This window comes from Microbacterium sp. ZW3a (assembly GCF_057167165.1).
In genome coordinates this window covers 2,608,927-2,633,538 of record NZ_CM169903.1, presented here as the reverse complement: position 1 = coordinate 2,633,538, position 24,612 = coordinate 2,608,927, and the positions used below count along the sequence as shown (strand labels likewise).

The window sequence follows — 24,612 nt, the reverse complement described above, 5'->3', positions numbered from 1 at the left end:
TGTCTCCTGCTCAGGTTCCGCCGTCGAGATCTCGCTCGTCGTCCGGTTCATCCTCGACGGATTCTGCGCGGACGGACACCGGCCACCACGCCCACGTCACGACGAGGGCGACGACCACGGCTCCGCCCAGCATCACCGCGGGTGTCTTCGCCCCGATGAGGGCCCCACCGATGGCGGGTGCGCCGATGATGACGCGCGCAGCCTCGGTGACTACGTACGGCTGGAGGTCTTCGTCCGTGTTCGCATCACCGCGAAGAACGAGACTGCGCGCGTGAGGGTTCTCGGCGACGACAGCGATGTCGACGATGCGGTGTGTCACCTGGACGTTCGCGTCCGGGCGCCGGACGGTGACGATGTCGCCAATGGCCAGGTCGGCGGCGTCGACGGTCTGGGTGATCGCCGCGGCGCCCGGAGGAAGAGAGGGGGCCATCGAGCCTGTGACGAAGACGATGATTCCCAGACTCCAGATCGCGCTCGCGGCGAGCCAGGCGACGGCGAGAATGCCGACGCATCCGAACACCATGGTCACGGCATCCCGCACGCGTTCGACCAACGGAACCGGTTGATCATCCGATGACCGAGCGGAGTGCCGGCCGGTTGATCGCGCGGCGTGCGCGGCGAACGGGCGGGATGCCGTGAGCGGTTCGGTCACGAGGTGGCCACGAACTCCCAGGCCGGCGCAACCGTGCGACCCATGTAGTCCGCGGGGGCAGCACCGCCGGCCACGGGAACGGGGTCGGGGAGCGTCACTTCGAAGCAGTAGTACTGCACGGAGCCGGAGGCTTCGAGCAGAGTCTGCGTGGCCGATCCTCCCGTGCTCGCGAGCGCGCCGTCGGCGATGATCGTCGTACCGCCGGCAAATGCCGTGGCATCGCAGGCGAACGGCGTCGCACTGGTGGCGACGCGCACGTCGAGAGCTGCGAAGAGAAGGCCCCCCGAGTCAGCGGTCGTGATTCCCGCTGCCGGCGTGGCGGCCTGGAGTTCGACGGCCCCCGCGATCGAGGTCGCCGTGGTGCGCAGTGCCACCGAGGAGTACACGCTCGCCCCCGGGGAGAGCTCGGTGCCGAGAATTCCGGCGGCGGTGAACACCATCTGACCGCCGGGGTTGTCCGGCTCGTCCGTCCATTCCGCGGCATCGAAGTCCGGCGCATCCGTGTTCTGTTCGATCGCAAAGGTGGATGTCCCCACGCCGGGGCCGCCGGCCCCGTCACCTCCGAAGACCCACTCGGTGTCCGTCCACGCCGCAAGGGTCGCCGCGACACCGATACCGAGGACCGCGCCTCCCGCCGCCAGGGCGAAGATTCGGCGTCTGACGTTTCGACGCTTCTGTTGCTCCATGAGAACCCCCTTCATCCGCGATCCGCCTTGCCCATGCTCGGCGGGCGAGTGAGACCCGCGACGGCGAGCCTGCCGATGGAGGTCCGTCGAGGCCAGGGTGCTTGGCGTGAACCAGCGCAAAGATCAGCAGGGCGCGAAGTGGTTCTCCGCAATTCGGATGAAATCCCCGTAGTTTCCCTCACTACCGGATTACGCAACGACGGGGACGGTACGCGTGCGGAGAAGGGCCAGGGGTTTCCCCATCGACTAGCGTGAAATCACAGCGAGCCGAACCACAGTGGGGGTGGGGATGGGGGCGACGTCGGAGTACTCGAGCCGGGATGATTTCGCCGGGGGGAGTTGCCGTTCCGCTGATCCGGACGACATCGTGGATCAGCTGGCGTCCGGTGCCGCCGTTCTGCTCGTCGGGCCCGTCGGCACGGGCAAGACGGTGACGATCACTCGCGTTGCGCGGGCACTCGCACAGCGCAAGACGCCATCACAACTGATTCGCGGCATGGCCCGGATGCAGACGGCGCTCGTGGGGGCACACGCGCCCCCCGCGCCGGGAACCATCCTGCTCGTGGACGACGCGCACGATCTTGATCGCGAGAGCGCCTCTGTGCTGATCGAGGCGGTGTGCCGACAGGGGGTGGCCGTGTGCTTCACGGTGCAGGCTCCGACCGTCGCCGACGCGCCGGCTGATCCGGTGACCGCCGCGCTTCTCGACCTCGGGACGCGGGGATTCGCTCAGCGGATCGATCTCGAACCCCTTGGTGAGGCGGAAGCCCTGTCCTTCCTCCGGGCACGTGGAGCCGGGGCCCTCGACGACGTGACGGTGGACGTGATCGTCTGGCTGGCAAACGGGTCTCGTGCCCTGTTGCGGGAGCTGGCAGACATCGCGCTCGACGCGGAGCGGGACGGACGCGATCCTCTCTCTGCGATCCGGGAGGTGCCGGTGTGGACGCGGCTCGCGGACACCGTGCAGTCGCATCTCGGGGCGCTCAGCGACGAACATCTCTCGACTCTGGTCGCCCTCCACCGGTTCCCCGGACTGGCGTCGTCGCACGCCGCACGCATTCGCCCCGCGCACGAGGTCGATGCCCTGCGAGCGGGCGGCTATCTCCACCGGGACGAGTCTGATGCGGGCGCGCTGTGGGCGAATCCCCTCCTCGCGCAGGGGGCCGCGCGTGTCCTGGGCGCGCAGCGTGTCCACGCACTCGTTGATTCGTCGATCTCGCGCATGCTCGAGGGCGGGGGCCGATGGTGGAGTCCCCCGATCGCCACCGCGTTGGCCGATGTGCTCTTGGGCGGGAGGCCTCTTGCCGCGCCCGTATCGGCCGAGGTGGGTCGACGAGCTCTCCGGGATGCTGCGCGATGGCACAACGACCACGGTCGTTATGCCTCCGCTGAAGCGTATGCCGCGATGGGGATCAGCGGTGGCGCGGACGACGCGGGGCTCCAGCTGGAGCTCGCGCATGCGAGGGTGTCGGCGGGAGAGTCCGGCGCGGAGTCGCTCGTACCCGCTGTCATCTCGGGGGAGGACGACTGCGCTCGAGCGCTAGAGCTCAGCGCGGCATGGGGAGTGCGCGGCTTCGCGTCGAGTGCACAGGAGTTGCGCTCGGCTCTGGAGCGAGGGTCTTGCGCGAGCGAAGATCACCGCCCGGTGTTCGCGATGATCGACGCACTCCGTTTCTCGCTCGAGTGGCGCGAAGCACGAGATGCCGCGCAAGACGCGGCCGGGGCGACAACGGGGCGCTGGCGAGTGTGTGCGTGGCTGACCGAGGCCTACGCGCGAGCGGAGCTCGGGGATGCCGAGGGCGCGGAGCGACTCCTCGCGCGCGTGGACGAATATGTGCTCGATGGGGGGATGCCGGGGCTGGCAACCGCAGAGCGACTGTGGGTTCTCATCGTGCAGCTCGTCACGCATCTCGTGCTGGGCGAGGACGCCCCCGCGGTCCATGAACGCATCGTGCGAGAGAGACGACGGGCTGCTCGCGAGGGGGACGCCCGGGTCCTGGGTATCGCCGGTCTCGCGATGGCGCTCTCCGCTGCCGTCACCGGAGACAGTGATGCGGCCGTGAAGAGCCTCGATGTCGCGCGCACGCGCTACCTGCCGTTGAGGCAAGACGTGGCGGTCGCCAACGTGAAGTTGTGGATCGCGCAATTCCTGGCGAGAAACGGTCGCGTGCAGAATGCACGCGACATCTCGGTGCGCGTCGAGATGGTCTGGGCGGAGGGGCCTCTGGCGTTGCGACACGCCTGTGCCGCAACGCGATCGGTGATCGATGCTCTGGACCAACGGTACGACGAGGCCGCGGGTGCCGTGCGCGAAGCACTCGCGTTATCGAGCGCGCGGCACGCGCCGATGCGGCGGGCTCGCGATCTGTACCGCGCGGTGGCACTTGGTGTAGTCGGAGAGGACTCGCTTCTCGAGATCAGAGGCCTGCTCTTCGACGGGCGAGCCCGGCTGGAGGAGTTGATGTCGCATCCTCCGCCCCGATCGTTTCGAGACCAGCGTCATGCACAACTGCGCGTCGCTTTCCTCCGCACGCTGATTGCCACAAGCCCGTCCGTTTCGACGGTCGAGGCCGCCGCGCTACGACGCCTGGGCGCGGTCGACACATCGCCTTCCCTCACCCGTCGTGAGTGCGAGATCGCAGGCCTCATCGCCGCCGGAATGTCGAACCGGGAGATTGCTGACCATCTCTTCATCTCCGTGCGAACGGTGGAGTCGCACATCTACCAAGCACGGGGAAAGGTCGGCGCGAGTTCCCGGCGCGACCTCGGGGAACACTCTTCCGGGAGCGCGGTCGGAGCCTGACCCCCCGAGACCGCGCCGAGGGATCGCGCTCCGCATCACTCGCAGAGATGAAGTCCCTGTCGGCGCGCAACTCACCCGGGAAATGAGACAAGGCCCGGTCCTGGATTTCTCCGGACCGGGCCTCTTACTGTCTCAACACAGTGTGCGCCCGAAGGGACTCGAACCCCTAACCTTCTGATCCGTAGTCAGATGCTCTATCCATTGAGCTACGGGCGCAGGGCCTCCGCGCGAAACGGCGCGCAGGCCGTGGTCCAGTATAGCCGGGACCCGCCCCGAGGTCTAATCGGCATGGGCGTGCACGTATCCCGGGCGTGGCGAGCGCATGTCCGGCGGGTGACGAACCGGCGACGTACGCTGGATCCATGAGCGCCTACGTCTCGGCGTTCGAGCTGTTCTCCATCGGAGTAGGACCCTCGAGCTCCCACACCGTCGGCCCCCTGCGGGCCGCGGCAGACTTCGCCGAACGACTGCGCTCCACGGGGGCGTTGGCGCGAGTGGCATCCATTTCGTGTGCGTTGTACGGCTCCCTGGGAGCGACCGGGATCGGCCACGGCACCCCCGACGCGATCGTCGCCGGCCTCCAGGGCCTCGATCCCGAGACCGTCGATCCGGATGCCGTGCGCGCGGCGTGGTCTGCCTGGCCCGACGGGCAGACGCTCGCGCTCGCCGGGACCCAGGGTGTCCCGTTCTCGAAGAGCGACGTCGTGTTCGCCCCGCGTACCCGGCTACCCGGGCACCCCAACGCGATGACGCTGTTCGCGCGCGACGCCGACGGGGCGATTCTCGCCGACGAGACCTACTACTCGGTCGGTGGCGGCTTCATCCGCCGCGAGGGCCAGGAACCGCGCGTGGCGGCGACTCCGTTCCCCCTGTCGTACACCGATGCGGCCACGCTGCTGGAGCTGTGCGACGAGCGCGGCATCACCATCGCCGAGGCCGCGCGGCTCAACGAGCAGGCCCTGCGTTCCGACGTCGAGATCGCCGCGGGGCTGGATCGCATCTGGGATGCCATGGCGGCGTGCGTGGATGCCGGACTCCACCACGACGGCGTGCTGCCCGGCATCCTGAAGGTCAAGCGCCGGGCCTCGGTGATTCGCGCCCAGCTCGAGGCGATCGAGGCCGAGGGGCATCGGGAGCTCCCGGGGGAGTGGCTGGGGGCCTTCGCTCTCGCCGTCAACGAAGAGAACGCCGCCGGCGGGCGCGTGGTCACGGCTCCCACGAACGGGGCGGCCGGGATCCTCCCCGCCGTGGCGATGTACTGGTGGCGGTTCCTCGCCGACTCCGGACTCGGCGTCGGCAACGCCGTGACGCCGCACGGCGAGCTCGTCGGCAGTGCCCTGCTCGGATTCCGCGGCCAGGCCACCACGCCGGGGGAGGTCACGGAAGGTGATGACGATGACATCGCCGAGGCCAACCGGCGTCGTGGCATTCGTCGGTTCCTGCTGACCGCGGCGGCGCTGGGGTCGCTCTTCAAGGCGAACGCGTCGATCTCCGGGGCCGAGGGCGGATGCCAAGCCGAGGTGGGCTCCGCGTGCGCCATGGCCGCGGGCGGGCTCACGGCCGTCATGGGCGGGACGAACCGCCAGATCGAGAACGCCGCCGAGATCGCGATGGAGCACCACCTCGGACTCACGTGCGACCCGGTCGGGGGGCTCGTGCAGATCCCGTGCATCGAGCGGAACGCGATCGCGGCCGCGACCGCGGTCACCGCGGCTCGCCTGGCCCTCCGCGGCGACGGGACCCACTACGTCTCGCTCGACGCCGTCGTCGAAACGATGCGGCAGACCGGCATCGACATGTCGACGAAGTACAAGGAGACCAGCGAGGGCGGCCTCGCGGTCAACGTCATCGAGTGCTGACCCCGCGCCGCCCCGCGCCCCCGCTGCGCCGAAAGCACACGTTCGGGCCGAGCGCACACGCTCCGGCCGACCCGAACGTGTGCGCTCGACCCGAACGTGTGCGCTCGACAGCAAGCCGCGCCCGTGCCGAACGGGTCAGCGCGTGCCGCGGAGCTTTGCGGTCAGGGTGCGCAGCTGCGCCAGCTCGGCGTCGTCGAGGCGCGCCATGCGGTCGGCGATCGAGGTGGCGTGCGTGGAGGCGATGCGGCGGAACGCCACCGCGCCCTGCTCGGTCGCCGTCACCAGGGAGCCGCGGCCATCATCGGGGTCGGCGCACTTGGTGAGGAGCCCCCGCGCGACCATGCGCTCGACCAAGCGCGAGACGCTCGGCTGACTGATCAGCATGTTCGCGGTGACGTCGCGCAGGCGCGCGGTCATGCCGCGGCCGCGGGTAACGGAAAGGAGCACGTCGTATTCGGCCTGCGACAGATCGGCGCCGTCGAAGTCGGCCCGCAGTTCTTCGAAAACCTCGTGCTGCGCGCGGAACAGGCTCTCCCAGGCCTGGACGGCGAGACGGCGATCGGTCATGACTTCAGCGTAGAGCCGTCCGACGGTCGCGAGCACCCGCGCGTGTAGCACACGCGGGTTGCGGGCTACGTCACCAGCCGGTCACCTGACGGGTCGATTCGGTTCACTGTTCGCGTCACCCGGGCTTCTAGCGTCGGGGCATCCCCCCGATCGAAGGTGGTTCTGTCGTGCGTTCTCCGCGTCCCCGTTTGCTCTCCGCTGCTCTCGCAACCGCGCTCGTTGCGGGAGGCGCCCCGACCGTGATTGCCCCGGCCGCGTACGCCGCCACGGCGCCCTCGCGCGTGGTGGTGACCGAGATCGTCGCCGACGTCACCGGCGCCGACGACTTCGAGTACGTCGAGATTCACAACATCTCGGATGCCGCGGTGGATCTTGCGGCATCCGGCATCACCTTCGCGTACTCGTACGACGACTCCACCGACCGCACGCGCGACGTCGCCGTCGCGGCGGAGCCGCTCGTGCTGGCCGCGGGCGAGACCGCTCTCCTGTGGGTCAGCTACACCTCCGGTTCCGTGAACGCCGCGGCCAAGTCGTTCGCGGATTTCCGTGCGTTCCACGCGGTCGCGGACGACGTGCAGGTCGTGCGCCTCACGGGGCAGCCCGGCATCGCCAACGGCGGCAACCGCGGCATCCGCGTGCTCGAGAACGGCGAGCTGACGTCGTGGTCGCACGCGCCGACCGGCGGATTCGGCGTCGGTCTCGCGACCCAGTTCCGCCTTGCCGCGGAGGCGGGTCAGGGCCGCCTCGACGTCCTCGGCGTCAACGCCGCGCCGACGCCCGGCACGGTGCTGCCCGAGCAGGTCGCCGGCCCCGCGGGCACGCCCACGCCGACCCCCACGACGACGCCGACGCCGACGCCGACGCCGACCCCGACCCCCACACCGGTCCCGACCACCCCGGCTCCGTCCCCCACCGCGACCACGCCGGGCGACTCGCTCCTCCCCGGGGCGCCGCTGCAGATCACCGAGGTGCTGCCCGACTCGACGAACGTCGGCGGCTCCGACGGCTTCGAGTTCATCGAGGTCTTCAACGCCACCGATGCGCCGATCGACTTCTCCGACTACGCCATCGACTATCTCTACCCGGTCGAGGGCACGGTCAGCCGCTGGCCGGCCGTCCCGTCGGACGTGGTCATCCCGGGCCGTAGCGCGCTGGTGTTCTGGATCAAGAACGGCGCCAACAGCGCCCTCACCGCGGCCGACTTCAACCGCCAGTTCGGAACCGACCTCGTCGCGGGTGTCTCACTCGTCGAGATCTCCTCCGCCGGAATGGCCAACGGCAGCCCGCGCGGCGTGCAGGTCTCCACCAACACGGGCTACGCGGTGAGCACCGCCTTCTACAACCTCGACGGGCGCGACGACACGCAGGCCGACCGTGGCATCCGGTACACCGCGACCGAGGATGCCGGCCTCCAGCGCATCGTCGACCTCGCTCCGGCGACCCCCGGCGCGACGCAGGGTGACCAGGTCGCCGCGGAGCCCGTCCGGACACCGGTCGACACCGCGGCGCCGACGGTCACCGACCGCACCGCGGCGGAGATCGTTCCCGGCGAGGACTTCGTCATCGACCTCGCGCTCGCCGACGACGTGCAGGTGCGCACCGCCACGCTCGAGCTGCGTAACGACGTGGATGCCGAGCCCCTGCGCGTCAACCTGTCCGACGCCGGCGACGGCGCCTTCCGCCACACGGTGAAGGCCGTCGACCTCACCGGCAAGCGCTGGTACGCGTACACCGTCACCGCGACCGACGGGGTCAACACGACCACGACGTCGGAGCGACGCGTGAACGTCGCCGGCACCTCGGATGCTCCCGTGCGCCTCAACGTGACGGATGACCAGTTCGTCCGTGGCGAGACCGAGCTCGTGGCATCCGGAGATTCGTACCCGAGCCCGCTGTCGTTGTCGATCGACGGGAAGACCGTCGAGACCACGCCGAGTCTCGAGGCGCGACCCGTGTTCGTGTTCGAGGTGACGAACGTCAACTACTACTTCAAGAACGGCGTGCGCATCGGCGACGACGTCCTCACGATCTTCGACACGGGCACGGAGGGCTGGGAGACCATCGCGACGCCCATCCCGCTGGAGTACGTCGAGCGCGGGGGAGCGGTGACGGCCAGCGTGTGGGCGGGCACGAAGAAGGCCCCCGAGATCGACCCCGACGAGAACAACGACGACTTCGAGATCCGGGGCCTGCGCCTGGTGCTGCCGGATGGCCGCACCCTCACGCCCGAGGGGTACGACGATCCCGCGTCCGTCCTCCGCATGGGTGACAGCGCCGGCAAGCTCGACTTCTTCGACGCCCGGTTCACCGTGCCCGAAGACGCGTACTCGGCCGTGGCGCACGCCTGGGACACGACGGCGCGGGAAGACGGCCCCGCGGTGATCGCCGCGACCGACGGCGAAGAGGTCGTCACGCGCACGGTCCGGGTCGACAACACCGCGCCGTCGGTGACCTCTCGCATCCAGGACGGCACCGCCTACCGCGGGACGATCGACATCGACGCCGAGGTCGTCGACGTCGGGTCCGGCGTGGCCGAGGTCGTCGCCCGCCTGGACGGCGCCGAGATCGCGCTGCCGTACAAGACCTCCTCGATCGACCTCGCAGCGGGCGACCACACGCTAGAGATCGCCGCGACCGACGCCGTCGGCAACGCCACGACCTGGACGGCGACGTTCGAGACCTACGCGGAGCAGCCGGGCGCCGGCTTCCTCGCCCCCACGGAGGGCGCGGAGGTCACGGCGGGCGACGTGACGTTGCAGGCCAAGGTCGAAGACCCGCAGGGTGACGCCCTCGACGTCACGTTCCTCGAGGGGCGTCGTCTCGACCTCGCGGACGGCGACGTCGCCGTGCAGTCGGGCACCGTCTCCGACGCGGCGGCGGTCGACCGCACGCAGCCGCAGACCCTCTCCCGGGCTCAGGTCGAGAAGCTCGCGGCCGTTGACGGACTGACCGAGGACGTCACGAGCACGGAGGCGTTCCCGTACCAGCTGTTCGAGGTGGGGGTGGATGCCGACGACGCCGGGGCCGATGTGCGCTCGACGTGGTCCGGTCGTGCCAACGCGGGTGCCTCGGTGATCCTGTCGGTGCAGCGCCGCGACGGGTCGGGCTGGGACGAGGTCGACCGTCATGTCTCCACCGCCGATGACGAGGCGTTCGACCTCGACGGGGTTGTCGCCGTCGATGACTACGCGATCGACGGGGCCGTGCGCATGCTGGTCCAGCACTCCGAGGGCTTCGCCGCCCCCGACCGCAGCACCCGCGACAGCGCGGTGACGCCGCACAACCCCGACGACGTCCCGCGCTCGGAGTACGACTTCACGCTGGGCTGGGAGTCGGACACGCAGTACTACAACGAGAACGAGATGCCCGGTGACCCGTACAAGCACCAGGAAGCGATCCACTCGTACTTCCTGGAGCAGCGGGACGACCTCAACCTGCAGTACGTCTTCCACACCGGTGACATCGTCGACGACTACGACGTGATCCCGCAGTGGGATCGGGCCGATGTGCAGTACGACCGTCTGGACGAGGCCAAGCTGCCCTACGGCGTCCTCGCCGGCAACCATGACGTGGGCCACGACGTGGGGGACTACACCAATTACGGCACGTACTTCGGCGAGAACCGGTTCGCGCAGAACCCCTGGTACGGCGGAAGCTACGAGAACAACCGCGGTCACTACGACCTCGTCTCGGCCGGCGGTATCGACTTCCTGATGCTGTACACCGGATGGCTGCCCGACGACGCGTCGATCGCGTGGATGAACGAGGTGCTCCAGCGCTACCCCGATCGCGTGGCGATCGTGGCGCAGCACGAGTTCATCCTGACCACCGGCGGCCTGGGAGCCATCCCGCAGCGCGTGCTCGACGAGGTCGTGGCGCCCAACCCCAACGTGCGCATGGTCTTCTCCGGCCACTACCACGACGCCTTCCTGCGCACGGATGCGTTCGACGACGACGGCGACGGGGTCGACGACCGCACGGTGTACTCGATGCTGTTCGATTACCAGGGGCTGCCCGAGGGGGGCCTCGGGTATCTCCGCCTGCTCCACTTCGACAACGAGGGCGAACGCATGATGGTGCGCACGTACTCGCCGTCGCTCGACCGGTACAACTCCGACGAGCCGAGTCTGCTCGGCCCCGCCGACGACCCGTACGCGCAGCAGGAGTTCGAGCTCACCTACGACCAGCTCCGCATCGAGCCGCACGGCCGGACGCTCGGAACCGACGCGTTCTCGGCCGAAGTTCTCGGCAACACCGAGATCGCCTCGTTCACGGGCGTCGACAGCGGCACGATCCTCTCGGCATCCTGGCCGCTGACCGAAGAGGGCGAGCACGGCTGGTACGTCCGGTCGAGTGACCCCTACGGCGCCGTGGACTACTCGCGCGTCGCACTCTTCACCGTGCGTGCCGCCCCGGTCGAGCCCGAAGAGCCGGGCACGGAACAGCCCGAGCCCGGGCAGGGGGACTCCGGGGACAGCGGTGGCGAGCAGGGTGACGGGTCGGGGTCGGGTCCGACCGGGGCCGACTCCGCGGCGTCCGGCGGTGCGCAATCCGGTCGTTCCGGTGGCGGGTCTCTCGCGGTGACCGGAACGGATGCCGGGACCCTCGTGCCGTGGGCCCTGGGGGCGCTGCTGCTCGCGGCTGTCGGCGTCGTCATCCGGCGCCGGTCCCGGCGCAGCTAACGCGGTGGCGCCGGTGCGACGGCATCGGCGCCACACCCCGTCGTGGATACAGGAAGGGCCGGTCGAAGCGGCATTCGACCGGCCCTCTGCACCAGAGTGTCCTGCAATCACATGTGGGTAGCTGCCACAGCAAAACAACTACCGTGAGAGCACTCTATAACGGTGAGGTAACGAAGCGGAAGGCCCTGTCGTGATCTTTTTGTGATCACCGCAGCCCCCCGTTTTACCCTGAGAACGTGAGTCGATCCCTGAGTCCGAACGCCGGGAGGTCGCCGTCGACGACCGCGTCGGCGTCGCGAAGGATCCTGGCCGGATCCCTCCCGAATCTGGTCCAGTGGTTCAACCTCTACGTCTTCGCCACCTTCGCTCCGTACTTCCGCGGCGAGTTCTTCGGTGCGTCGGATGCGGGATCCCTCGCCGCCGTCTACGCCGTGTTCGCGACGACGTTCCTCGCCCGGCCGGTGGGATCGTGGCTGTTCGGGCGGATGGCAGACCGTCGCGGCCGCCAGCGCGCTCTGCTGATCGCCGTCATCCTGATGTCGGCCTGCTCCCTGGCTCTGGCGATCACTCCCGGCCGTGACCGGATCGGCGACATCGCCGTCGTCATCTTGGTCGGCATCAGTGTCCTTCAAGGAATCGCGACCGGCGGCGAATACGCCGCCGCGACGGTGTACCTGACCGAATCCGCCACTGCCGGACGGAAGGGCTTCTTCTCGTCGTTCCAAGCGGTGACGATCGTCGCGGGTCAAGTTCTGGGTCAGGCATTCCTCCTGATCGTGCTCGTGATCGGAGGACGCGAGGCCGCCTCGACCTGGGGGTGGCGCGCCGCCTTTGCCATAGCGGGCCTGACGGCGATCGCCGCGATCTGGGCACTCCTCCGCCAGCCCGAAGTTCCCGCCCGCCGCGATGCCACGGCCGGCACGCTCGGGCTCCTGATCCGACAGCACGGGATGCCACTGCTGTGGGTCATCGCGATGACCGCGGGCGGCACCGCTGCCTTCTACACCTTCACCGTGACTGTCCCGACGGTGATGCGTGAGACCTTCTTCGCCGCCGACGGCCGCGGTGAGCGATCAGCGGCGCTGATCGTGCTGATCGGTCTGATCGTGCTCATGCTGCTGCAGCCCCTCGGCGGGGCCCTCAGCGATCGCATCGGCCGCAAGCCGCTGCTCGTTTTCACCGCGCTCGGGGGCATCGCCCTCAGCGCGTGGCTTCTGCAGCTCGCGCGCGAATCGAGCGACGTCTTGCTGGTCGGCGCGGCCTACCTGGTCGCGATGATCGTCATCGCGGGGTATCTGTCCGTCAACGGCGTGGCGAAGGCGGAGGCCTTCCCGCCGGAAGTGCGAGCGCTCGGAGTGGGCCTCGGCTACGCGGTCGCCAATTCGTTGTTCGGTGGCACGGCGCCCGCCGCCTATCACGCGGCCGAGGCGGCGGGTGCTCCGGACGTCTTCAGCATCTACCTGGTCGTCTTGCTCGCGGTGACGCTGATCGCGGCGGTGTCGATGCGCTCGCGATCTGCGGCGTCACCCACTGCGGAGTAGACGAAGGGCCGGTCGGGAGATCCCGACCGGCCCTATTCCCTGCACCAGAGTGTCCTGCAATCACATGTCGGTAGCTGCCACAGCAAAACAGCTACCGTGCGAGCACTCTATAACGGTGAGGTAACGAAGGGAAGGGTGGCTCGTTACCTTTTTGTGATTCATAGGTCGCTCATCAGAACCCCGGCCTGCGGGTGTCCTCACCGCTCCGCTCAGTGGCCGCGCACGTGGTTCCACTGCGTGATGACTTCGGCCCCGTGCTCGAAGCCGAGCTCGCTGACCGCCGAGGTGCCCAGAACGAAGTACCGTCCGCCCTCGGCGGTCAGTCCGAGCCAGACGCCCGCGAGGGCCCGGAGGAAGTGCGAGTGCGAGAACAGCAGTACCTGCTGGCCCGCGCGGACCCGCGGCCGGATGTCGCTGAGCAGCGATTCGGCTCGGGCGGTGACCTGCTCGAGACTCTCCCCGGGGGTAGCGCCCGCGGGCGCACCCGCCTGCCAGATCGTCCAGGGATGACCGAGCCGCTCGGTGATCTCTGGTGTCGTGAGTCCCTCGTACGCGCCGTAGTCCCATTCGACCAGGCGCTGCTCGTGTTGCGCCTGCGGGTACCCGGCACGTGCAGCCGTTTCGACGGCACGCTGCAGTGGGCTCGTGAGGACCAGGTCGTAATGGCGCATCGCCAGGAGTGTTCCCGCGAGTTCCGCCTTGTAGGCACCGGTCTCGGTGAGGGGGATGTCGGTGAGGCCCGTGTGGCGACCACTCCGGCTCCACGCGGTCTCGCCGTGGCGCACGAGGACGATGCGTCCGTCGGGATCAGTCAGTTCGTTGTCCATCACCTCCTCATCCTCCCGCCTATGCGGCGTGCGACACGCCCGGGGGGTGTGGTGGATTGGACGGGTGTGGGGGTTCGGCGTAAGTTATTCCTTGTTCGCCCCACAGGGGAGAGCGGAGCGGCCGGAAGGCCCCGCGTCCTCTCACGTGGTGAACCACCTCTTGTCTTGATCTTGTGGGCTTCGGCTTGTGGGTTTAGGATGGGGAATCTGCCACTCGGCGCTTGCATCCACGGTTGGACCTCTTTCGGGGTTTGTTTTGTGTGTTGTGGGGTGTGGGTGGTGGTTGTGAACTTGCCTCACGGGTACGGTCGGAAGATTGGTTCTGTGGGTGCGTCCGTTCCTTGAGAACTCAACAGCGTGCACTTGTCAAATGCCAATTTATTCCTCGTCGGGCCTTCGGGTCTGGTGAGAATTCCTTTGGATCAAAGTCCAACCTTTTTGGTTGGCATCTGGATAGTCAGTTTTGACTTCCTGTTTGGTCAGATTGAACTCGTCTGCCCTGACCTTATTCCGGTTGGGTGGGCTTTTTTCTTTTACGGAGAGTTTGATCCTGGCTCAGGATGAACGCTGGCGGCGTGCTTAACACATGCAAGTCGAACGGTGAAGCCAAGCTTGCTTGGTGGATCAGTGGCGAACGGGTGAGTAACACGTGAGCAACCTGCCCTGGACTCTGGGATAAGCGCTGGAAACGGCGTCTAATACTGGATATGAGCTCTCATCGCATGGTGGGGGTTGGAAAGATTTTTCGGTCTGGGATGGGCTCGCGGCCTATCAGCTTGTTGGTGAGGTAATGGCTCACCAAGGCGTCGACGGGTAGCCGGCCTGAGAGGGTGACCGGCCACACTGGGACTGAGACACGGCCCAGACTCCTACGGGAGGCAGCAGTGGGGAATATTGCACAATGGGCGGAAGCCTGATGCAGCAACGCCGCGTGAGGGATGACGGCCTTCGGGTTGTAAACCTCTTTTAGCAGGGAAGAAGCGTGAGTGACGGTACCTGCAGAAAAAGCGCCGGCTAACTACGTGCCAGCAGCCGCGGTAATACGTAGGGCGCAAGCGTTATCCGGAATTATTGGGCGTAAAGAGCTCGTAGGCGGTTTGTCGCGTCTGCTGTGAAATCCCGAGGCTCAACCTCGGGCCTGCAGTGGGTACGGGCAGACTAGAGTGCGGTAGGGGAGATTGGAATTCCTGGTGTAGCGGTGGAATGCGCAGATATCAGGAGGAACACCGATGGCGAAGGCAGATCTCTGGGCCGTAACTGACGCTGAGGAGCGAAAGGGTGGGGAGCAAACAGGCTTAGATACCCTGGTAGTCCACCCCGTAAACGTTGGGAACTAGTTGTGGGGACCATTCCACGGTTTCCGTGACGCAGCTAACGCATTAAGTTCCCCGCCTGGGGAGTACGGCCGCAAGGCTAAAACTCAAAGGAATTGACGGGGACCCGCACAAGCGGCGGAGCATGCGGATTAATTCGATGCAACGCGAAGAACCTTACCAAGGCTTGACATATACGAGAACGGGCCAGAAATGGTCAACTCTTTGGACACTCGTAAACAGGTGGTGCATGGTTGTCGTCAGCTCGTGTCGTGAGATGTTGGGTTAAGTCCCGCAACGAGCGCAACCCTCGTTCTATGTTGCCAGCACGTAATGGTGGGAACTCATGGGATACTGCCGGGGTCAACTCGGAGGAAGGTGGGGATGACGTCAAATCATCATGCCCCTTATGTCTTGGGCTTCACGCATGCTACAATGGCCGGTACAAAGGGCTGCAATACCGTGAGGTGGAGCGAATCCCAAAAAGCCGGTCCCAGTTCGGATTGAGGTCTGCAACTCGACCTCATGAAGTCGGAGTCGCTAGTAATCGCAGATCAGCAACGCTGCGGTGAATACGTTCCCGGGTCTTGTACACACCGCCCGTCAAGTCATGAAAGTCGGTAACACCTGAAGCCGGTGGCCCAACCCTTGTGGAGGGAGCCGTCGAAGGTGGGATCGGTAATTAGGACTAAGTCGTAACAAGGTAGCCGTACCGGAAGGTGCGGCTGGATCACCTCCTTTCTAAGGAGCATCTGACGCCCTGTGATGGGGTTGTTCAGGCGCCGGATCAGACCGAATGTGTCTGCCGGTTAGCTCATGGGTGGAACGTTTGATGAGGTGCTGGTTGGGTTTGCCTGGTCTTTAGTACGCCGTTTGCGGTGGGAATGAGATGGGGTGGGTCTGGTTGGTACATGCACGCTGTTGGGTCCTGAGGGGCCGGGCGCTGATCGCATCTTTGGGTGTGGTTGGTGGTTGTTCCTCTTGGGCCTTGTGCTGCTGCCGGTTGGTGGTGGTGTGGGGTACCGCCCGTACTTTGAGAACTACACAGTGGACGCGAGCATCTTCGACATGATCCTTTTGGGGATGGTGTCGTGAAGATGATCTTAAAGATCATTAGTCAATTTTTTGACGATTCAACTCATGTGATTTCAAGTCTTTAAGAGCAAACGGTGGATGCCTTGGCATCTGGAGCCGAAGAAGGACGTAGCAATCTGCGATAAGCCTCGGGGAACTGATAAGCGAGTTTTGATCCGAGGGTGTCCGAATGGGGAAACCCCGCCAGGGCGCGTGCGTGCCTGGTGACTCCCGCCTGAATATATAGGGCGGGTAGAGGGAACGTGGGGAAGTGAAACATCTCAGTACCCACAGGAAGAGAAAGCAAAAGCGATTCCGTGAGTAGTGGCGAGCGAAACCGGAAGAGGCTAAACCTAGCGTGTGTGATAGCCGGCAGGTGTTGCATGTTGGGGGTTGTGGGACTTTTCTGATTGTTCTGCCGAGCAGTCGACGTGACAAGAGGGTATAGACGAACGGTTTTGAATGGCCGGTCATAGAGGGTGCGAACCCCGTAGTCGAAATGCCTGTTCTTGGCGTGAAGAGTATCCCAAGTAGCACGGGGCCCGAGAAATCCCGTGTGAATCTGTCAGGACCACCTGATAAGCCTAAATACTCCCAGATGACCGATAGCGGACAAGTACCGTGAGGGAAAGGTGAAAAGTACCCCGGGAGGGGAGTGAAATAGTACCTGAAACCGTTTGCTTACAAACCGTTGGAGCCTCCTTAGTAGGGGTGACAGCGTGCCTTTTGAAGAATGAGCCTGCGAGTTAGCGATACGTGGCGAGGTTAACCCGTGTGGGGTAGCCGTAGCGAAAGCGAGTCTGAATAGGGCGATTCAGTCGCGTGTCCTAGACCCGAAGCGAAGTGATCTATCCATGGCCAGGTTGAAGCGACGGTAAGACGTCGTGGAGGACCGAACCCACTTAGGTTGAAAACTGAGGGGATGAGCTGTGGATAGGGGTGAAAGGCCAATCAAACTTCGTGATAGCTGGTTCTCTCCGAAATGCATTTAGGTGCAGCGTTGCGTGTTTCTTGCCGGAGGTAGAGCTACTGGATGGCCGATGGGCCCTACAAGGTTACTGACGTCAGCCAAACTCCGAATGCCGGTAAGTGAGAGCGCAGCAGTGAGACTGTGGGGGATAAGCTTCATAGTCGAGAGGGAAACAACCCAGACCACCATCTAAGGTCCCTAAGCGCGTGCTAAGTGGGAAAGGATGTGGAGTTGCTTAGACAACCAGGAGGTTGGCTTAGAAGCAGCCACCCTTGAAAGAGTGCGTAATAGCTCACTGGTCAAGTGATTCCGCGCCGACAATGTAACGGGGCTCAAGCACGCCACCGAAGTTGTGGCATTGACATTTTTGGTAGGCCTTCGTGGTCCAGCCGTGTTGATGGGTAGGAGAGCGTCGTGTCGCGAGTGAAGCGGCGGGGTGACCCAGCCGTGGACGCGACACGAGTGAGAATGCAGGCATGAGTAGCGAAAGACGTGTGAGAAACATGTCCTCCGAAAGACCAAGGGTTCCAGGGTCAAGCTAATCTTCCCTGGGTAAGTCGGGACCTAAGGCGAGGCCGACAGGCGTAGTCGATGGACAACGGGTTGATATTCCCGTACCGGCGAAGAACCGCCCAAGCTAATCCAGTGGTGCTAAGAGTCCTAGCATGGAATGGTCGGATCCCTTCGGGGTGATGAACGTCTGTGTGAACGCTCGACCCCATGCTGGTGCGGCTAGCGTATTAACAGGTGTGACGCAGGAAGGTAGCCCAAGCCAGGCGATGGTAGTCCTGGTGCAAGTGCGTAGGCCGAGTGATAGGCAAATCCGTCACTCATTGAGGCTGAGACACGATGCGGATAAAAAGTGGGTGATCCTATGCTGCCGAGAAAAGCATCGACGCGAGGTTCTAGCTGCCCGTACCCCAAACCGACTCAGGTGGTCAGGTAGAGAATACCAAGGAGATCGAGAGAATCGTGGTTAAGGAACTCGGCAAAATGCCCCCGTAACTTCGGGAGAAGGGGGGCCATCCACTTATTAGGACTTGCTCCGAAAGGGTGTGGTGGCCGCAGAGACTAGTGGGTAGCGACTGTTTACTAAAAACACAGGTCCGTGCCAAGTCGCAAGACGATGTATACGGACTGACGCCTGCCCGGTGCTGGAAGGTTAAGAGGACCGGTTAGCCGTAAGGCGAAGCTGAGAATTTAAGCCCCAGTAAACGGCGGTGGTAACTATAACCATCCTAAGGTAGCGAAATTCCTTGTCGGGTAAGTTCCGACCTGCACGAATGGCGTAACGACTTCCCAACTGTCTCAACCGCGAACTCGGCGAAATTGCATTACGAGTAAAGATGCTCGTTACGCGCAGCAGGACGGAAAGACCCCGTGACCTTTACTACAGCTTGGTATTGGTGTTCGGTGTGGCTTGTGTAGGATAGGTGGGAGACTGTGAAGCGGACACGCCAGTGTTCGTGGAGTCATTGTTGAAATACCACTCTGGTCACTCTGGATATCTAACTTAGGACCGTGATCCGGTTCAGGGACAGTGCCTGGTGGGTAGTTTAACTGGGGCGGTTGCCTCCCAAAATGTAACGGAGGCGCCCAAAGGTTCCCTCAACCTGGTTGGCAATCAGGTGGCGAGTGTAAGTGCACAAGGGAGCTTGACTGTGAGACTGACAGGTCGAGCAGGGACGAAAGTCGGGACTAGTGATCCGGCAGTGGCTTGTGGAAGCGCTGTCGCTCAACGGATAAAAGGTACCTCGGGGATAACAGGCTGATCTTGCCCAAGAGTCCATATCGACGGCATGGTTTGGCACCTCGATGTCGGCTCGTCGCATCCTGGGGCTGGAGTAGGTCCCAAGGGTTGGGCTGTTCGCCCATTAAAGCGGTACGCGAGCTGGGTTTAGAACGTCGTGAGACAGTTCGGTCCCTATCCGCTGCGCGCGTAGGAAGTTTGAGAGGATCTGACCCTAGTACGAGAGGACCGGGTTGGACGAACCTCTGGTGTGTCAGTTGTTCCGCCAGGAGCACCGCTGATTAGCTACGTTCGGGATGGATAACCGCTGAAAGCATCTAAGCGGGAAGCCGGCCTCAAGATGAGACTTCCATACCCTTCGGGGTGAGAGGCTCCCAGCCAGACTACTGGGTTGATAGGCCGGATGTGGAAGCGTAGTAATACGTGAAGCTGACCGGTACTAATAAGCCGATGACTTGATAACACACCGTTTTTGGTGCTTGCGTCCACTGAGTGGTTCTCGATGTACGGTCGGGAACACAACAATGACATTCGTTGTTGGTTTTTGAAACATCAATAGTGTTTCGGCGGCCATAGCGAGAGGGAAACGCCCGGTTACATTCCGAACCCGGAAGCTAAGCCTCTCAGCGCCGATGGTACTGCAGGGGGGACCCTGTGGGAGAGTAGGACACCGCCGGACTTCTTTTAAGTCGAAATGGCCACCCACTGTTGGGTGGCCATTTCGCATTTACACGGACAGATGATCCGTGGATACAGCGTCGACCGCACCCCGAAACCGGGACGCGGTCGACGCTTTTTTGCGTGGCGCGCGCGATCGTGATGACATCCTGCTCGGCCCGGGGTCTGGATGACCACGAGCGTCCCAAGGACGAGGGCGAGCAGACCCGCCGAGGGGATCATGCCCTCATACGCGCGCGGTGGCGTTGCCGCGAGGACTACTCTCATCCCACGGTCGTCTACCCGAGGGAGCCGTCATGCAGGAATTCGACATCGTCGTCGTGGGAGCGGGCATCGCCGGACTGTCCGCCGCCCGTCTCCTCGCCCGAGCCGGGCGCCGTGTCGTGGTCGTGGAGGCCCGAGACCGCGTCGGCGGACGAGTTCATTCCCAGCGTGACGGGCACCACGTCACCGACCGGGGGGCATCGTGGATCCACGGCATCGACGACAGCCCCGTCGAGGCGGCGGCGCGAGCGTTCGGGATGTCCATGGTGGAGTTCACCGTCGGCGGCTATCAACCCGACAGCCGCCCTTTGGCCTACTTCGGTCCGGACGGTGGGCGCCTCACCGCCGACGAGGTCCGGAGTTTCGCCGACGACGTCCGCGCCCTCAACGTCGATCTCGTCGACGTCATCGCCTCCGCCGCCCCCGACGCGACCTACGCCGAGGTCGTCGAGCAGGCTCTCGCGGCCCGCGGTTGGAGCGAGGAGCGCGCGCAGCGTGTGCGGGAGTACAACGGCCGCCGCGCCGAAGAACAGTACGGCGTGCACATGAGCGTGCTGGGCGCGCACGGTCTCGACGACGACACGGTCAACGGCGATGAGGTCGTCTTCCCGCACGGTTACGACGAGCTCGCCACGCATCTCGCGCAGGGCCTGGATGTACGGCTCGAGCACGTCGTCTCGGCGATCCACTGGTCTGCCGACGGCGCCACCGTAACCACCGACCGTGGCGCGTTCCACGGGGGAGCCGTGGTCGTCACCCTCCCGATCGGTGTCCTGCAGTCGGGCGATGTCGTGATCGCCCCGCCCCTCCCCGGCACACATCAGCGAGTGCTGGGGGTCTTGGCATCCAATGCCTTCGAGAAGGTCGTGCTGCGCTTCGCCGAGAAGTTCTGGGATGCCGGAGTGTATGGCATCCGTCAGTTCGGTGCCGAGGGTGTGTGGTGGCACTCCTGGTACGACCTGGGGCGGATCCACGATGAGGCTGCCCTGCTCACCTTCGCCGCCGGCCCCGCCGCCGTCGCCACCCGCCACTGGAGTGACGAGCAGATCGCCGCCTCGACCCTGGCGCAGCTGCGGCGTCTCTACGGCGACGCGGTGCCCGAGCCCGAGAGCGTGGTCGTGACCCGCTGGCAGGACGACCCGTACAGCCGTGGCTCGTACAGCTATATGAAGCCGGGTTCGGTCGGCCCCGATCACGACGAGCTCGCCGTCCCGATCGGGGGCGTGCTGCACCTCGCGGGCGAGGCCACGTGGGGCGATGACCCCGCCACGGTTCCCGGTGCGATGCTCTCGGGTCACCGGGCCGCCGAGAAGGTGCTCGCGCGTGCGGTCCCGATCGACGACCTTTGGGCCTGAATCAGCGGGGGTCGGACCCCGTGGCCACCGGCAGTTCGGGGTGGTTCGACCACTGGCTCCATGATCCCGGGAACACCCGCGGGGAGAAGCCTGCGAGCGTGAGGGCGACGGCCTCGTGCGCGGCGGTGACCCCGGATCCGCAGTACACGCCCACGTCGTCGCCCGGCTGAGCTCCGAGAGAGACGAAGCGGGCGCGGAGTTCGGTGGCATCCCGGAACTTCCCGTCGGCATCGACGTTGTCGGTCGTCGGAGCGCTCACCGCACCGGGCACGTGCCCCGCGCGGGGATCGATCGGCTCGACCTCGCCGCGGTAGCGATCGCCCGCTCGGGCGTCCAGCAGCAGCGACGACTCGGCGAAGGCCGCGACCTCGTCGAGGGACAGTGTCGGCAGGGCTCCGGACGAAAGGGTCACCGACCCCGGCGGCGGGGGAGCCGTATCGTCCGTCTCGAGCGGGAATCCCGCCGCGATCCAGGCCCGCAGTGCGCCGTCGAGAAGCCGGACGTCGGCGACCCCGGCGTACCGCAGCAGCCACCACGCCCGCGCGCTGGAGAGGTTGTGGAGGTCGTCGTACACGACGACGGTGTCGCCGTCATCGATGCCCCAGCGGCGAGCCGACTCCTGCAGCTCCCCGAGTCGGGGGAGCGGATGCCGTCCGTCGGTGGGGTCGCCGTGGGCGGCGAGCTCGCGATCGAGGTCGACATACTGCGCACCGGGGATGTGCCCCTCCCGGTAGGCGGGGCGGCCCTCGGGGCGGTCGAGTCGCCAGCGCACGTCGAGCACGCGGACGGGGCCGCCGTCGGGGAAGCGCCCGGTGTCGAGGGCGGTCCGGAGCGCGTGCGGCGTGGTGAGGATCCGGCCGGTACCGGACATGTCGTCGCGCGGGTCCGGGAGCGACGGGACGTCACTCATCGGTGCGGGTTGGTCGCGGCGCCGTCGAGCCAGAGCGTGTCGGTCGGGTCGCCGTGAGACCCCGCGCGGCCGACGTGTGTGTCGCTGATCTGCGGCCCCTTCGTGATCACGTGGACCAGAGCCATGCCGTGACCACGGCCGAGGCCGTATTCTTCCTTCGCCCACTCGAGGATCGGTGTGGCCTTCGTGTCTGGGCCGAATCCCCGCTCGTGGGCGTGCGCGATGAGTTCCCGGGGAGTGAGGCCGGTCTTCTTTTCGATGGTGTCGAGGTACGCCTGAAACGACATGCGGTCAGGTTAGCGCTCGGCCCGGGCGGTAGCGTCGAAGAATGGCCGTCACCCTGCATCGGGCCCCCATCGCTGAGATCGCCCCACTCACCCTCTACCGTCTGCTCTGGTTGCGCGTCAGCGTGTTCGTCGTCGAGCAGGAGGCGGCGTACGCCGAGATCGACGGGCGCGACATCGAGCCGGGCGCCGAACTGATGTGGGCCGAGGCCGAGTCCGGCGAGGTGCTGTCGACGCTCCGCCTGCTGCGCGAGGACGCCAACACCCGCATCGGTCGGGTTGCCACGGCCCCGACCGCGCGTGGACGCGGGATCGCGGCCGACCTCATGCGCGCCGCCGTCGACCACTTCGACCGCGAGGCTCCCGGCATCCCCATCCTCCTCGACGCGCAGGCGCACCTCGCCGACTGGTACGGACGGTTCGGCTTCGTCGTGAGCGGCGCCCCGTTCGCCGAGGACGGCATCCCGCACCTGCCGATGCGGCGCACACCTCCGGCGACCGCCGCGGGGCCGCGTCCGTGATGGTGGCGTTCACCCCCGGCCGCACGGCATCCCGGATCGGTGCCGTGGCGCTCGCATTCGTGTGCGCCCTCGCTCTCTCGGGATGCGGGCTGCAGTTCTCTCTGGGCTTCGGTACCGACACCGACGGCCGATTCGACGGCACCGAGATCGAGGTGCCCGTGCTCTACGCCGCGGGTACGTCGGGCGGAGTGACCACGCAACGGATCACCGCCAGCCCGGCCGACGGCGGGGAGCTGCGCATCGACATCACCGAGAACGATGTGAGCGGCGTGGACCCGGTGACCCAGTCGGCCACCTGGACCGCGGTGACCGCGGCCACGCTCCTCACCGGCGCCCGCCCCGACACGGCCTACACGTTCGGTTTCGATGCGCGCATCGCCACGCCGGCAGCCGGGGCGGTCACGGTCGTCGGCGTGCTCGCCCTCTACTACGGCACCGAGATCCAGCCTGGCGTCGCCCTCACCGGCGCGGTGACGCCGTTCGGCGCGATCCGCCCCGTCGCGGGGCTCGCCGCGCAAGTGACCGCTGCGGTCGAGGCGGGCGAGCTTGACACGATCCTGGTGCCGGCGGGACAGCGGCTGGTGCGGGATGCCGACGGGAACACCGTCGATCTCGACCAGCTCGCCGCGACCGGGGGCATGACGGTGACCGAGGTCGCCGACGTCGCCAGCGCGTACGCGGTGATGACCGGGGAGGACCTGCCGGAGGCGACCTTCCCGACACCGCCTCCGTCGTCTTCACCCCTGGCGACTGTCGACGCGGACGCGGGCGAAGACCCGACCGCGGATGACGCGCTCGGCGATGCCGTCGACGCGGTGACCGCCCGTGTCGGCGTGGCCCTGGAGGCCGCCGCCGATCCGGCTCGCGCCGACGCCGCCCGCGCCTTGCTCGCCCGCTCGGCCGACCTGGCTGAGGGGGGAGACGCCGCCGGAGCCTTCGCCGCCGCCGCCGCGGCCGCGGAGGAGGCTTCTCTCGCGGCCGTGCCCGCGACGCCCGTCGAGGAGGCCGCGTCGCTCGCCGCCCGCACGCGCGACGACGCCCGGACTCTCCTCGCCGACCTGGCGGGTCGCACCCCCGCGACCCTCGACGAGGCCGATGCGGTGCTCCGCGCCGGTGCCGACGCGGCCGAGGCGTTCGCTCTCGCCGCGTACGCCGACGGCGCCCTCGGGGGCGATGCGACCGTGGGCGACGACGCCACCGATCCCGACGCGATACGCGCGGCGACGACGGCGGCGCTCCTGGCGGCTTCGACCCTGCAGACCGCGCGCACGGTCGCGGACGTTCCGAGCGAGGATGCCGAGGGGCCCCTGGCCGGCGACGCCGATCTCGACGGGTTGGCGTCGCTCCTCCGGCGCGCCGGGATCGCTGCGAGCGCCGCGTTCGATGCCCGCGTGATCGCCCGGCGCGCCGACGCCGACGCGGTGACCCCGGAGGTCGCCGCGGCGCGGCTGGCTGCCGCCGACACCGCAGCGTTGCGCGCCATTGCACTGAACGACGCCCGAGATGAGCTGACCGCGCTGGCACCCGACGACGAGGGGTGGGTGGCGCTCGGGATCTCCGCGGCCGGGTACACCCGCATCTCGCCCGCGCTCGCCGCCACGCAGACGGTGCGCCCGCCCGCCGACGTCGATACCGCCGCTGCCGCCGCCCGGCGCGTGGCCGTGGGCGACGAGTACACCGTGCGAGCCGTCGAGGTGCTCACCACGACGGGCGCCGACGTTCCGTTCGTCCGCGGAACCCTGACGCAGGCCACGGCCGTCGCCACCTCGGATCCCGCGTCGGCCTCGGGGGCGTCGGCCTACGCCGTGCCGTTCGTGACCGCGCGCGTTCTCGCGTTCGCGGGCGGAGTCGAGCGCTCCTGAGCGCGGCCGCGCCC

The 24,612-nt window shown here is 66.5% G+C and carries 13 protein-coding genes, 1 tRNA gene and 3 rRNA genes; 10 read left to right on the top strand and 7 right to left on the bottom strand.

The window, feature by feature from the left end:
- Positions 1 to 10: 10 nt before the first annotated feature.
- On the bottom strand, positions 11 to 652 hold the full coding sequence (locus tag ACU6WY_RS12395) for a S24/S26 family peptidase (RefSeq protein ID WP_483819943.1): 642 nt from the start codon (positions 650 to 652) through the stop codon (positions 11 to 13).
- Positions 649 to 1,338 carry a SipW-dependent-type signal peptide-containing protein gene (locus tag ACU6WY_RS12390; protein WP_483819942.1) on the bottom strand — a complete coding sequence of 230 codons (690 nt, stop codon included), beginning with the start codon at positions 1,336 to 1,338 and terminating at the stop codon, positions 649 to 651. Before ACU6WY_RS12390 ends, ACU6WY_RS12395 begins: the two co-directional genes overlap by 4 nt.
- A 367-nt stretch (positions 1,339 to 1,705) precedes the next feature.
- Between ACU6WY_RS12390 and ACU6WY_RS12385 the strand changes: the two genes are divergently transcribed.
- Positions 1,706 to 4,141 (top strand): LuxR C-terminal-related transcriptional regulator, encoded by a 2,436-nt coding sequence (locus ACU6WY_RS12385; protein WP_483819941.1) that lies wholly within the window; start codon positions 1,706 to 1,708, stop codon positions 4,139 to 4,141.
- Between the two features lie 143 nt (positions 4,142 to 4,284).
- Here the strand turns inward: ACU6WY_RS12385 and ACU6WY_RS12380 are convergent.
- Positions 4,285 to 4,357: transfer RNA gene (locus tag ACU6WY_RS12380), tRNA-Arg, on the bottom strand.
- A 146-nt stretch (positions 4,358 to 4,503) separates the two neighbouring features.
- Between ACU6WY_RS12380 and ACU6WY_RS12375 the strand changes: the two genes are divergently transcribed.
- On the top strand, positions 4,504 to 6,000 hold the full coding sequence (locus ACU6WY_RS12375) for an L-serine ammonia-lyase, iron-sulfur-dependent, subunit alpha (RefSeq protein WP_483819940.1): 1,497 nt from the start codon (positions 4,504 to 4,506) through the stop codon (positions 5,998 to 6,000).
- Positions 6,001 to 6,135: 135 nt separating this feature from the next.
- Here ACU6WY_RS12375 and ACU6WY_RS12370 read toward each other — a convergent pair whose 3' ends face one another.
- Positions 6,136 to 6,567, bottom strand: a complete 432-nt coding sequence (locus tag ACU6WY_RS12370) for a MarR family winged helix-turn-helix transcriptional regulator (protein ID WP_483819939.1) — start codon at positions 6,565 to 6,567, stop codon at positions 6,136 to 6,138.
- Between the two features lie 239 nt (positions 6,568 to 6,806).
- Between ACU6WY_RS12370 and ACU6WY_RS12365 the strand changes: the two genes are divergently transcribed.
- Both ACU6WY_RS12365 and ACU6WY_RS12360 read left to right on the top strand, forming a co-directional pair.
- Entirely contained in the window at positions 6,807 to 11,249 is a 4,443-nt protein-coding gene (locus tag ACU6WY_RS12365; protein WP_483819938.1) for a metallophosphoesterase, read from the top strand.
- 236 nt (positions 11,250 to 11,485) lie between these two features.
- Positions 11,486 to 12,790 (top strand): MFS transporter, encoded by a 1,305-nt coding sequence (locus ACU6WY_RS12360; protein ID WP_483819937.1) that lies wholly within the window; start codon positions 11,486 to 11,488, stop codon positions 12,788 to 12,790.
- A gap of 209 nt (positions 12,791 to 12,999) precedes the next feature.
- Here ACU6WY_RS12360 and ACU6WY_RS12355 read toward each other — a convergent pair whose 3' ends face one another.
- On the bottom strand, positions 13,000 to 13,617 hold the full coding sequence (locus tag ACU6WY_RS12355; RefSeq protein WP_483819936.1) for a histidine phosphatase family protein: 618 nt from the start codon (positions 13,615 to 13,617) through the stop codon (positions 13,000 to 13,002).
- 532 nt (positions 13,618 to 14,149) lie between these two features.
- Between ACU6WY_RS12355 and ACU6WY_RS12350 the strand changes: the two genes are divergently transcribed.
- From ACU6WY_RS12350 to ACU6WY_RS12335, 4 genes are all read left to right on the top strand, one after another.
- Positions 14,150 to 15,671 (top strand): 16S ribosomal RNA (locus ACU6WY_RS12350).
- Positions 15,672 to 16,076: 405 nt separating this feature from the next.
- Positions 16,077 to 19,187: ribosomal RNA gene (locus ACU6WY_RS12345) — 23S ribosomal RNA — on the top strand.
- A gap of 99 nt (positions 19,188 to 19,286) precedes the next feature.
- Positions 19,287 to 19,403, top strand: a 5S ribosomal RNA gene (gene rrf / locus ACU6WY_RS12340).
- Together the 16S, 23S and 5S rRNA genes form the textbook arrangement of a ribosomal RNA operon.
- Positions 19,404 to 19,698: 295 nt before the next feature.
- Complete coding sequence (locus ACU6WY_RS12335) at positions 19,699 to 21,021, top strand: flavin monoamine oxidase family protein (RefSeq protein ID WP_483819935.1); 1,323 nt, start codon at positions 19,699 to 19,701, stop codon at positions 21,019 to 21,021.
- A 1-nt stretch (position 21,022) separates the two neighbouring features.
- Here ACU6WY_RS12335 and ACU6WY_RS12330 read toward each other — a convergent pair whose 3' ends face one another.
- Both ACU6WY_RS12330 and ACU6WY_RS12325 read right to left on the bottom strand, forming a co-directional pair.
- Complete coding sequence (locus ACU6WY_RS12330) at positions 21,023 to 21,931, bottom strand: sulfurtransferase (RefSeq protein WP_483819934.1); 909 nt, start codon at positions 21,929 to 21,931, stop codon at positions 21,023 to 21,025.
- Positions 21,928 to 22,218: a DUF4287 domain-containing protein gene (locus tag ACU6WY_RS12325; RefSeq protein ID WP_483819933.1), complete on the bottom strand. Its 291-nt coding sequence runs from the start codon at positions 22,216 to 22,218 to the stop codon at positions 21,928 to 21,930. Before ACU6WY_RS12325 ends, ACU6WY_RS12330 begins: the two co-directional genes overlap by 4 nt.
- Before the next feature lie 41 nt (positions 22,219 to 22,259).
- Between ACU6WY_RS12325 and ACU6WY_RS12320 the strand changes: the two genes are divergently transcribed.
- Positions 22,260 to 22,736, top strand: a complete 477-nt coding sequence (locus ACU6WY_RS12320; protein ID WP_483819932.1) for a GNAT family N-acetyltransferase — start codon at positions 22,260 to 22,262, stop codon at positions 22,734 to 22,736.
- Positions 22,736 to 24,598, top strand: coding sequence for a S16 family serine protease (locus ACU6WY_RS12315; protein WP_483821924.1), 1,863 nt, complete (start codon positions 22,736 to 22,738; stop codon positions 24,596 to 24,598). Before ACU6WY_RS12320 ends, ACU6WY_RS12315 begins: the two co-directional genes overlap by 1 nt.
- Positions 24,599 to 24,612 lie beyond the last annotated feature (14 nt).